This window comes from Paraburkholderia sp. RCC_158 (genome assembly GCF_041355255.1).
Classification (GTDB): domain Bacteria; phylum Pseudomonadota; class Gammaproteobacteria; order Burkholderiales; family Burkholderiaceae; genus Paraburkholderia; species Paraburkholderia graminis.
In genome coordinates this window covers 325,731-336,996 of record NZ_JBFUPM010000007.1, presented here as the reverse complement: position 1 = coordinate 336,996, position 11,266 = coordinate 325,731, and the positions used below count along the sequence as shown (strand labels likewise).

Here is an 11,266-nt window from a genome sequence, read left to right as displayed (position 1 = left end):
CATCTTGCTGAACGACTGGCCGATTACTTACGCAGACCCAGCTTCTCGATCAGTGCGCGGTAACGATCCGCGTCCTTACCCTTCAGGTAGTCGAGCAGCTTGCGACGGCGGCTCACCATGCGCAGCAGACCGCGGCGGCTGTGGTGATCTTTCGCGTGTGCCTTGAAGTGAACGGTCAGTTCGTTGATGCGGGTCGTGAGCAGCGCGACCTGAACTTCGGGGGAGCCGGTGTCGTTAGCTGCGCGTGCGAATTGCGCGACGACTTCGGACTTCTTGCTTGTATCAACTGCGGACATGTCGATTTCCTTGAGAACTAGACAGGCGGTCACGGAAGAAAGGCCGTGCCGTGGGTTACCCGTGCAACCGGCGCCGCAAAGCGCTCTTTTGGAGAGCTTGCCGACGTCCAGCACCGCAACGGGACGCGTATTGTAGCACAGTGCGATCCCGCCGCGAATCCCGCAGCGCCGGGCTCAATGGCGGTTCCAGACGGCCTCGCGACGACGCAGCGCAGCGGCCGATCTGGCCACTCTCGCCGCTCACGGCCTTTTCATCTTGCAGACGGTCGGCGGCACCGTGCGTTCCGCCGGCAACGCGAGCACCGTGCGAAACCCGAAACCCGAGCCTTCGTTATCGAAATGCACGCCGCGCGTGCCGGCTTTATCCATCTCCATCACGTACAGGGGCTGGATCAGTTGATGATCGTCCGCCCTCATCCACGACGCGTGAAAGCCGTTGTCGAACCGGATGCCTTCGAGCGCCCGCGCAACCGCCGTCGGATCGGCGCTCTGCGCGCGGTTCATCGCGGCGGCGAGCGTTTCGATCATCAGCGGCATGCGCAACACCGGGTAGTCGTCCTGCGCGGCCGGGAAACGCGCGCGGAACGCTTCGTACCACGCATCAGAGGCCGCGCCGCCCGCGTTCGGATGCCAGTCGGCCACGGCGATCACGCGTCCCACGCCCGCCTCGCCGAGCGCCGCCGGCGCGCCGAGACTGTTGCCGTAGAACGTGTAGAACTTCGCATCGAAACCTTGTTCGCGCGCCGCCTTCACGAGCAGCGTCAGGTCGTTGCCCCAGTTGCCGGTGATCACCGCGTCCGCGCCGCTCGCGCGCATTTTCGCGACGTACGGCGCGAAGTCCTTGACGCGGCCAATCGGATGGAATTCGTCGCCGACCACGGCGATGTCCGGGCGCTTCGCTCGCAGCGCGGAACGCGCGAGGCTGCTGACGTCATGGCCGAAGCTGTAGTCCTGGTTCAGCAGATACACCTTCTTCACGGCCATGTCGCGCTGGATCACGTCGGCGAGCGCGTCCATGCGCATGCCCGCGTGCGCGTCGAAGCGGAAGTGCCAGAAACTGCAGTTGGCGTTGGTCAGCGCGGGGTCGTCGGCGGAATAATTGAGGAACAGCTCGCGGTTGCCCGGCTCGCGGCTGTTCTGCTTGTCGATCGCGCCGATGAGCGCCGCCGCCACCGCCGAGCTGTTGCCCTGCAGGATGTAGCCGATGTGACGATCCGCCGCCGCGCGCAGTTGCGTGAGTGCCTCTTCGGTGCCGCCCTTGCTGTCGAGCACGACGAGTTCCAACGGATGCGCGCCGTCGGCGAGCTTCACGCCGCCGCGCGCGTTGACCTGCTCGACGCCAAAGCGCAGATTGCGCTCCACGGCCGCGCCGGCGTTCGCGAACGGACCGGACATGCCCTCGATCAACGCGAGCTGGATCGGCGCGCCGGCTGGCCTGGGCGCGGTTTCGGCCGCGACGGCGCAAGTTGCCGACATCGCCGAGATCGCCGCCATCGCCACCGACATTGCCACCGACATTGCCACCGATACCGCCGCCGTCTTGCTGTGCCAGTTCGCCATCGTCCGCGTCCGTCTGATTCGTCAAAGCGCGGATCATAGGGCGCGCGCGATGGAATAAGCAAGCCGCGCGAGCCGTTATCGTGCAAGCCGGCCAACCGGCGCGCGGGCGGGCACATGTTCCCGGCGCCGCGTGTCAAAATGTTCTGTATCGACAAGAAAAACCGCCACTCAAGCCATTGGAGGAATTCATGTTCAACCGCCATCACCGCAAGGCGGCCTCGACCGGGGCGCCCGCTGACGTGCGCGGGCGCGTGCGCCGCGCGGCGCTCGTCTGCCTGAGCGTGCTCGCGCTCGCCGGCTGCGCGCAGCCCTGGCAGCAATATCAGGCCGGCGCGGATGAATCGACGATCGTCGCGCGCCTCGGCCCGCCGCGCGAAAGCTACGACCTGCCGAACGGCGGCAAGCGGCTGATGTGGCCCACGCAGCCGATGGGCGAAACCACCACCGCGGCCGACATCGACGCGTCCGGCAAGATCGTCAATGTGCGCCAGGTTTTGCAGCCGAACGAGTTCTACCGCGCCGAAGTCGGCAAATGGACGAGGGGCGAGGTGCTGGTGAATTTCGGCCGCCCGGTCGAAACGTCCTACTTCCCGTTGATGAAGCGCGAGGTCTGGACCTATCGCTATCTCGAGGACAACTACTGGTACATGATGTTCAGCTTCTATTTCGACGACCAGGGTGTGCTGCGTCTCACGCAGAAAACGCCCGATCCGCTGCACGATCCAGATCGCCGGAACCTGTTCTAGCCCGCGCTGTCATTCACTACGCACGAATCTCCAAAAGCCGCTCACCCAAGCGGCTTTTTTTTATTTATTTCGCATCACGACGAATTTTATTTCACACACAGACGATTAATTTTTTGTTAGAAAGGCTTTTGTAAGCATTGAACCGGTGCTGGTCGATCTGCCCAACGACGAGCGCGACCACACGGCACGGCCGTGATTCCTGCACCGGACGATGCGCCCCTTTTTGGAGCCGCTATCGATGAATCGTCCTAAACGCCTTCTCGTCGCCAACGTCGCATGGGCACACGACACCGCCGAGCGCAACCCCGGGTTCTTCCGTGAACTGGCGCGCGGTCAGAATCCGCATGTGCTGTGGATCGGCTGCTCGGACAGCCGCGTGCCCGCCGAAACCATCACGCATTGCGAGCCGGGCGACCTGTTCGTCCATCGCAATATCGCCAACCTCTTCAATCCCGACGACGACAACTCCGCCAGCGTTCTCGAATACGCGGTGCGCGTGCTGAAGGTCGCTCACGTGATCGTCTGCGGACATTACGGCTGCGGCGGCGTGCGTGCGTCGCTGCTGCCGCCCGATCCGAGCCTGCCGCATGTGAACCGCCGCATCGCGCCGCTCTGCTCGCTCGCGAGGACCCATCACGACGAACTGGACGCGCGCGCAAGCGAACGTGAGCGCGTCGACCGCCTGGCCGAACTGAACGTGCTCGAACAGGTGCGCCAGCTTCGCGCGAATCCGATCGTGCGCGACGCGGAGCAGGCGCCGCTTGTGCACGGCTGGATCTTCGCGCTGGAAGACGGACGCCTCAAAGTGCTCACGTCGGGCTACGAGGCCGACGACGCGATGACCTGCGAGACAGCCGCCCACAGCGCGGCGTAGCGCGTAGCGCGTAGCGCGCAGCGCAAGCGTGGCACGCGTCCGTGCCGCCGCCGCGCGCATGCCTATCCGGTTCAGCCTTCGCCTCTTACCAGGCCTCACCTATTTCTGCACCGACACCATGAATCTTCGAGCTTTTTTTTCGACATTTCAGCGCGACATGCTTGCGGGCATCGTCGTTTTTCTGGTGGCTCTACCGCTATGCCTCGGCATTGCGAACGCGTCGGGCGTCGAGCCGTTTGCCGGGCTCGTCTCGGGCATCGTCGGCGGGCTGGTCGTCGCGGTTCTGAGCGGCTCGCGCCTGAGCGTGAGCGGACCGGCGGCGGGTCTCGTCGTGATCGTCGTCGACGGAATCGCGCAGCTCGGCAGCTTTTCCGCGTTTCTCGCGGCCGTGCTGTTGTCCGGCGCGATCCAGTTCGGCTTCGGCGTGCTGAAGGCGGGGCGCTTTGCCGCGTATGTGCCGTCGCCGGTCATCAAGGGCATGCTTGCCGCGATCGGTATCCTGCTGATCGTCAAGCAGTTCCCGCTCGCACTTGGGCTCGTCAACGGCCAAGCGCCGGGCGCCGCGCCAGCAGGCGGCACGATCATGGCGCCGTTCGGCGCGGTGTCGCTGGTCGCGTGCATCATCACGCTGCTATCGCTCGCGATCCTGATGGCCTGGGAAACACGGCCCATGCGCCGCTTCGCGCTGGTGCGCATCGTGCCCGCGCCGCTTGCGGTCGTCCTGCTCGGGATCGGCGCAACGTTGCTGCTGACGATGCTCGCGCCATCGCTCGCGCCGGCCGCCGAGCATCGCGTGGCGTTGCCGTCGCTCGAATCGTTCGCGGCCTTGAGCGTCGCGCTCGAGTGGGCCGATTTCGGGCCGCATTTCGCGCAGCTCGTCAATCCGGACGTGTGGCGCGTCGCGATCACGCTCGCCATCGTCGCCAGTCTCGAAACCTTGCTGAGCCTCGAGGCGGTCGAGCAGATCGACCCCGAACGCCGTCCCGCGCCGCCGGATCGCGAGCTCAAGGCACAAGGCGTGGGCAATCTGATTGCGGGTGCGATCGGCGGGCTGCCGATCACCGCAGTGATCGTGCGCAGTTCCGCGAACGTGCATGCCGGCGCGCAAAGCCGTCTGTCGGCGATCATTCACGGCGTACTGCTGCTGGTCAGCGTGTTTGCGTTGACGAGCGTCATCAACCTGATTCCGCTCGCCTGTCTCGCGGCCATTCTTATTTTCACGGGCGTGAAGCTCGCCAAGCCGTCGCTGTTCGTCGCGGTCGCGAAGCAAGGGTTCGCGCCCTTCGCACCGTTTATCGTCACGCTGGTCGGCGTGCTCGCGACCGACCTGCTGATCGGCATCGTGCTCGGCATTCTGTGCAGCGTGCTGCTCGCGCTGTATGCGAATCTGCGCCGCCCGATCGTGCTCGCGCAACACGGCGATCATTTTCTGCTGTCGTTCCGCAAGGACGTGTCGTTTCTCGGCAAAGTGCCGCTCAAACACTACCTGCAGCAGATTCCCGACGGCGCCACGCTGATCGTCGATGCGACGCGCGCGGATTTCGTCGATCACGACGTGCGTGAGCTGCTCGACAGCTTCGTCGAGGATGCGCCTCGCCGCGGCATTTCCGTCGAAGTGCGGCATCAGGTGCGCGCGCAGGCGCGCGCGGCGCGCGGCTGGTCGATGCGGCGCCCGGCCACGGAGTAACGTGGGGAGACGGCGGCGTGCGAGCGGCACGCGCACGCCGCATCAAAAAAGCCCCGCGCCCATTCGAGGCGCGGGGCTTCATCTTTCTATCTATCGACAAGCGCTCCGTGCGAGCTCACTCCGACCGCTGCGGATTCAGCTTGTCCGAGTTCGAATGCAGTTTGTTGAGCGCCGAGATATACGCCTTCGCCGACGCAGCCACGATGTCCGGATCGGTGCCGACGCCATTGACGATACGCCCGCTCTTCGAAAGCCGCACCGTCACTTCGCCCTGCGCCTGCGTGCCGGTGGTGATCGCGTTCACCGAGTAAAGCAGCAACTCCGAACCGCTGCCGACTTCGGTTTCGATTGCGTTGAGCGTGGCGTCCACGGGACCGTTGCCGCGCGCCTCGCCGGTGATCTCCTTGCCGTCCACCGCGAACACGATTTTCGCGTGCGGCTGCTCGCCGGTCTCCGAATGCTGCGACAGCGACACGAACTTGTAGTGCTCTTTCTGCTGCGCCTCAGCCGATTCCTCGGTGACGATCGCAATGATGTCCTCGTCGAAAATCTCCGACTTGCGGTCCGCGAGTTCCTTGAAGCGTGCGAATGCCGTGTTGAGTTCCGCTTCGCTGTCGAGCGCGATACCCAGTTCCTGCAGACGCTGCTTGAACGCATTGCGGCCCGACAATTTGCCGAGCACGATCTTGTTCGCACTCCAGCCCACGTCTTCCGCGCGCATGATTTCGTAGGTGTCGCGCGCCTTCAGCACGCCGTCCTGGTGGATGCCCGACGCGTGCGCGAACGCGTTTGCGCCGACCACGGCCTTGTTCGGCTGCACGACGAAACCGGTGATTTGCGACACCAGCTTGGAAGCCGGCACGATCTGCGTCGTATCCAGGCCGAGTTCGAGCCCGAAATAATCCTTGCGCGTTTTCACGGCCATCACGATTTCCTCGAGCGACGTATTGCCCGCCCGCTCGCCGAGACCATTGATCGTGCACTCGACCTGACGCGCGCCGCCGATCTGCACGCCCGCGAGCGAATTGGCGACCGCCATACCGAGGTCGTTATGACAATGCACCGAGAACACCGCCTTGTGCGAGTTCGGAATGCGCTCGCGCAGCGTCTTGACGAGATTGCCGTACAGCTCCGGCACGCCGTAACCGACCGTATCGGCGATATTGATGGTGGTTGCGCCTTCCGCAATCACCGCTTCGAGCACGCGGCACAGGAAGTCCATGTCCGAGCGGCTGCCGTCTTCCGGCGAAAACTCCACGTCGTCCGTGAATTTGCGTGCGAAGCGCACGGCAAGCTTCGCTTGCTCGAACACCTGATCGGGCGTCATGCGCAGCTTCTTTTCCATGTGCAACGGCGACGTCGCGATAAACGTGTGAATGCGGAAACGCTCGGCGGGCTTGAGCGCGTCGGCCGCGCGCTGGATGTCCTTGTCGTTCGCGCGGGCGAGCGAGCAGACGGTGCTCTCCTTGATCAACCCGGCGATGGTCTGGATCGAGTCGAAGTCGCCGTTCGAACTCGCCGCGAAGCCTGCCTCGATCACATCCACTTTCATCCGCTCGAGTTGCTTGGCGATGCGGATTTTTTCTTCTTTCGTCATCGATGCGCCAGGCGATTGTTCGCCGTCACGCAGCGTAGTGTCGAATATGATCAGTTTGTCGGACATGAGGAGTCTCCTGCGGAGTCGTTCGATTGTGGGAGTCGGATATTGGAATGGATGCGGTCGCCGTTAGGGCTCCGAGGCACTCGACCGGACCGCAGACCGCGAGCCGCGACTCTAGCGGTTGGCGCGTCGATACACGGCGCATGCACGGTCAAGCTGGCTTTATTCTGCGATTCAAACTGCGGCTTGCATTACGCTCGGCGCGCACTGCACTGCCATTCGCCGAACCGCCTGGCCTCGCGCCGTTGCTGCGGAAGAAAGCATCGCCGGCACAGTCATCCAACGACTATAGCGGCATTCCACCCGCCGTGCAATTCACGCCAGGCGCGGCTGGCAAGCGCCTCGCCGGTGTCCGCGGACAGCATCGCAATGGTGGCTTGCCAAAGAACAAACGGCGCCCCGAAGGACGCCGTTCTCTCATGCAGCACAAGCTTCGAGCGACACGCGCGCGAGGCGGCCGGCTACCTGTCGTGCGCGACCGAACGAGCGGGATTGCCCCGGCCACGCAGCACCTGGTAACCCCAGAACACATAGCCGGACAAACCGTACAGCACGAACAGGCCGAACAGCATCAGCGGCGGATCGGACGAAACCAGCACGAACGCGACCACCACGAGCAGAATCACGCCGAACGGCACGCGATGCCGCACGTCGAGCGCCTTGCCGCTATAGAACGGCGCGTTCGAGACCATGGTCACGCCCGCATAGATGGTCAGCACGAACGCGACCCACGGCAGCCAGACGAGCTTGAGCGGCACGCGGTTGTCGGTGGCGAGCCACACGAAGCCCGCAATCAGCGCCGCCGCCGCCGGGCTCGGCATGCCCTGGAAGAACCGCTTGTCGACCACGCCGATGTTCGTGTTGAAGCGCGCGAGGCGCAACGCCGCGCCCGAGCAATAGACGAACGCCGCGAGCCAGCCCCATCGGCCGAGGTCTTTCAGAATCCACTCATACATGACGAGCGCCGGCGCGACGCCGAACGACACCATGTCGGACAGACTGTCGAACTGCTCGCCGAATGCGCTTTGCGTATGCGTCATACGGGCGACGCGGCCGTCCATGCCGTCGAGCACCATGGCCACGAAGATCGCGATGGCCGCGATTTCGAAGCGCACGTTCATGGCCTGCACGACGGCGAAGAAACCGCAGAACAGCGCGGCCGTGGTGAACGCGTTCGGCAGCAGATAAATGCCGCGCTTTCTCAGGAATTGCTGACGCTGCGCGCGCCGGCTGTCCACCGCCGGCGACTCCGCGACGATCGGCTTGTTGCGACGGAACGGACGCGGCAGCGGTCCACTGTTGCGCGGTCGGCGCGGTTTGAATGCGGCCATTCGGACAATCTCCTTTGTGCCGCTTTACAGGTCAGCGAGAATCGTGGACGACGCCGACACCTTCTCGCCGATCGACACACGCGGACGGCTGCCCACCGGCAAATAAACGTCGACACGCGAGCCGAAGCGGATAAAGCCATACCGTTGACCGCGCGTAAGCGGCTCGCCTGCACGGACGTAGCAAAGAATACGCCGCGCGATCAAACCGGCAATCTGCACGGACGTCACCGTTTGCCCGCCGGCCATTTCGATCACGATCGCATTGCGCTCGTTTTCGAGCGAGGCCTTGTCCACCGCGGCGTTCAGATACGCGCCGGGGAAATATTCGACCTTCGAGATCGCGCCGTCCACGGGCGAGCGCTGCGAATGCACGTTGAATACGTTCATGAACACGCTGATTTTCAGCGCTTCACGATTGGCATACGGATCGTGCGCGGTTTCCACTGCGACGATGCGGCCGTCCGCGGGACACAGCACGGCATTGGCCTGCGTCGGAATCGGGCGCGCCGGATCGCGGAAGAACTGCACGACGAAGATCAGGATCAGCCAGAAGATCCAAGCAAAGCCGAACCCCGCGAAAGCGTGAACCAGTAAGGCAACAACGGCCGCGATGGCGATAAACGGCCAGCCTTCTCGCGCGATGATCGGATGTGGGTAATTCATGGATGGCTTCAGTATTTTTGGAGGGTAGCCCCCCTTCCTCGCGGAAGAGGAGCCCCCTAAGAACCGTACGTGCGAGTTTCCCCGCATACGGCTCAAATCTACAAACAAAGCCCGGGGTTAGTCCCGGGCCGGCTTAGTTACTGCAATTTTACCTGCGTGCACTTGCCGGTGGCAGTCCGGGTGAAGCAAAACCCTGTTCGAAAGAGCATCCGATCCACCATGCATCCGATACTCCAGATGATGGTCATGCCAACCGGTTTCCTTCGTCAGAGCGCATCTACAGTGCGCACACAACCCGCTCTGTGACATGTACAACGAGACCCATTGTCGCCGGTGTCGCATCGAATGTTCCATGCGTGCCTCGCGCAACTGCTCGCCGTATTGCTCCCACTCTGGGTCAAATGGGTTGAACGCCCCTTTGACCTTTCTGTGTCGCCTGATTTCAGTACCGCTGATCTGGTACAGCTCAAGTAACCCCTTTCCTGCTTCACGAACCACTGGAACAGCAAACACCCAGTGTCGGCTGCCCTCTGAGTGAAAGTACTTCTTTCTCACCCAGTCGGCACTCTTGCTCGGGTGCCGCCTCTTAGACCACCGCCAGAGTCTCCGGAAAATCAAAGACTCCATGCGGCTGTACGCCTCTTTGGCTACTACGGGACTGTGATACCGCGCCCAGCCTCGTAGCATCGGGTTCAGCAGCCGGATCAGACTCGCCTGCTTCACCGTCTTGTTACCGTTGATCGTTTCCGCCACCTTGCGATAGAACGCTCGCGCGTTCTTTTTGCTCGGCTTGATAAGTAGCGTTCCCGAGTACCTTCGGAAATTCCACCCAAGGAAATCAAAGCCTGTGTCAATGTGCGTGATCCGTGTTTTCTCCTCGGAGAGTTGCAATCCTCTACCGGCAAGGAATGCTTCCACCCAAGGCCAAACTTCCTGCTCCAGCACCTCTTGCGAGTCGCCAGTAATCACGAAGTCATCCGCGTACCGCACCACATTCACTTTCAGCTTCTTGGCCTTTGCGATTCCGAATTTCGCACCGAGGTGCGCAATCAGTTCACGCTCCAGCCCGTTCAACGTCACGTTCGCCAACGTCGGGGAGATGATCCCTCCCTGCGGCGTACCAGCCTCAGTCGCCTGTAGCTGGCCTTTATAAATCAGGCCAGCCTTCAACCATTTCCGGAGGATCTCCTTGTCCATCGGGACATGGTTTTCCAGCCATTCATGGTTGATATGGTCAAAGCAGCCTTTGATGTCCGCCTCCAATACCCATCGGGCTGAACCCTTTTGGGACATGGCAACGAAGATCTGCGACATGGCGTCAGCCGTCGAGCGGTTTAACCTGAACCCATACGAGTTCGGGTCGCTCGTCGATTCCGACACCGGCTCCAAGGCCAGCAGATACAAGGCCTGCATCGCCCTGTCCCGCATGGTTGGAATGCCCAGAGGGCGTTCTTTCCCATTGGCCTTGGGGATAAAGACTCTCCGTAATGGCAGAGGCTTATATCCGCGCCGTTTCAACCTGCCGATAGCTTCCCATCGGCTCTCAGGTGAATCCCACAGTTCGCGATCGACTCCCGCCGTTCGCGCACCCTGGTTCTGCGTAACACGTCGTACCGCATACAGCTTCGCGGACAACGTGCGGGTCAGCATCCTTTGCAGGGCTTTCACCCTGCGCCAGTCACTTTCCCGCGTCGCCTTCGCAATTCGTATCTGCATCCCTCTCACGTTCCGTTCAACCCGTCGCCAATCTACGGCGTACCAGTTGTCCGGCGCGTGGGAAAGCGCAGATCCATCCTCTCGGATAGACACTCTCATGCTGCTCTCCTACTCGAAGAAGTGAATCCCGAGCGGAGAACAGATCACCCCTTGCGGGAGCGATCTGCTCCCGCAAGGGGGTAAACAACAAACACTGACGACTAAGAAGCCGCCAGCAATCACCAGTTCCAGCTAAAGGTCAGTCAGCCGTCTTGCGACGGTAGACCAGACGGAAGTCTGCCCGCTTTCGCGTGAGGTAATGTCTCAACCTCTATCCGGACCATTACAGCCCGGCCTTCGCTTTTTCCGTCGTCCTCTACCTGCACAATCAACAGCGTTCCTCACGGTCCGCCTGCCAGCCTAACTGCGCCGGCAACCATACAGGCTTACCACGTTCCCGGCATGTCACACGACCGACTTAGGTTCTGCCTATTCCCCGGCGGTCCGAAGACGACGTAGCCCGAATTTACAGCGAGCTATCCGACCGCACACCTTTTGGTTGATGCCTATCAGCAGCTTTGGCACCGTCCTACTTACGAGGTTTATCAGCAGTTCACTTGTGTTAACCGTATCAGCCAGCCTAGCCCCTCAACCCCGTTGCTGCTTGGAGTTTCCAGATGGTCGTTTCACAACGACCGTCCGCCCGAACTTCCGGGGGGTACATTGTTGGAAGAGCTTCACACCTCACCGTTGC

Annotated in this window: 10 protein-coding genes; 4 read left to right on the top strand and 6 right to left on the bottom strand. The window is 62.4% G+C overall.

Annotated elements, in window-relative coordinates:
- Window positions 1-23 precede the first annotated feature (23 nt).
- Together rpsO and AB6809_RS17015 are read right to left on the bottom strand one after the other, a co-directional pair.
- Entirely contained in the window at window positions 24-296 is a 273-nt protein-coding gene (rpsO, locus tag AB6809_RS17020) for a 30S ribosomal protein S15 (protein WP_006048211.1), read from the bottom strand.
- Window positions 297-536: 240 nt separating this feature from the next.
- Window positions 537-1,772, bottom strand: a complete 1,236-nt coding sequence (locus tag AB6809_RS17015; protein ID WP_044020723.1) for a branched-chain amino acid ABC transporter substrate-binding protein — start codon at window positions 1,770-1,772, stop codon at window positions 537-539.
- On the opposite strand from AB6809_RS17015, the gene AB6809_RS17010 reads away from it, so the two are divergent.
- The 4 genes from AB6809_RS17010 (at window position 1,690) to AB6809_RS16995 (ending at window position 5,163) form a co-directional block, all read left to right on the top strand.
- Complete coding sequence (locus tag AB6809_RS17010; RefSeq protein WP_371026886.1) at window positions 1,690-1,914, top strand: hypothetical protein; 225 nt, start codon at window positions 1,690-1,692, stop codon at window positions 1,912-1,914. The two genes, AB6809_RS17015 and AB6809_RS17010, sit on opposite strands and share 83 nt — an antisense overlap.
- A 130-nt stretch (window positions 1,915-2,044) precedes the next feature.
- Window positions 2,045-2,602 (top strand): hypothetical protein, encoded by a 558-nt coding sequence (locus AB6809_RS17005; protein WP_029969806.1) that lies wholly within the window; start codon window positions 2,045-2,047, stop codon window positions 2,600-2,602.
- Between the two features lie 238 nt (window positions 2,603-2,840).
- Complete coding sequence (locus AB6809_RS17000) at window positions 2,841-3,476, top strand: carbonic anhydrase (protein ID WP_029969807.1); 636 nt, start codon at window positions 2,841-2,843, stop codon at window positions 3,474-3,476.
- A gap of 118 nt (window positions 3,477-3,594) precedes the next feature.
- Window positions 3,595-5,163 (top strand): SulP family inorganic anion transporter, encoded by a 1,569-nt coding sequence (locus AB6809_RS16995; protein ID WP_029969808.1) that lies wholly within the window; start codon window positions 3,595-3,597, stop codon window positions 5,161-5,163.
- Window positions 5,164-5,278: 115 nt separating this feature from the next.
- Here the strand turns inward: AB6809_RS16995 and AB6809_RS16990 are convergent, their stop codons facing one another.
- From AB6809_RS16990 to ltrA, 4 genes are all read right to left on the bottom strand, one after another.
- Window positions 5,279-6,826 (bottom strand): 2-isopropylmalate synthase, encoded by a 1,548-nt coding sequence (locus AB6809_RS16990; RefSeq protein WP_029969809.1) that lies wholly within the window; start codon window positions 6,824-6,826, stop codon window positions 5,279-5,281.
- Window positions 6,827-7,284: 458 nt separating this feature from the next.
- Window positions 7,285-8,154, bottom strand: a complete 870-nt coding sequence (gene pssA / locus AB6809_RS16985; RefSeq protein WP_006048217.1) for a CDP-diacylglycerol--serine O-phosphatidyltransferase — start codon at window positions 8,152-8,154, stop codon at window positions 7,285-7,287.
- A 24-nt stretch (window positions 8,155-8,178) separates the two neighbouring features.
- Window positions 8,179-8,817 carry a phosphatidylserine decarboxylase gene (locus tag AB6809_RS16980; RefSeq protein ID WP_006048218.1) on the bottom strand — a complete coding sequence of 213 codons (639 nt, stop codon included), beginning with the start codon at window positions 8,815-8,817 and terminating at the stop codon, window positions 8,179-8,181.
- 117 nt (window positions 8,818-8,934) lie between these two features.
- A complete protein-coding gene (gene ltrA / locus AB6809_RS16975; protein WP_371026882.1) occupies window positions 8,935-10,632 on the bottom strand; it encodes a group II intron reverse transcriptase/maturase in 1,698 nt (565 codons plus the stop codon).
- Between the last annotated feature and the right edge of the window lie 634 nt (window positions 10,633-11,266).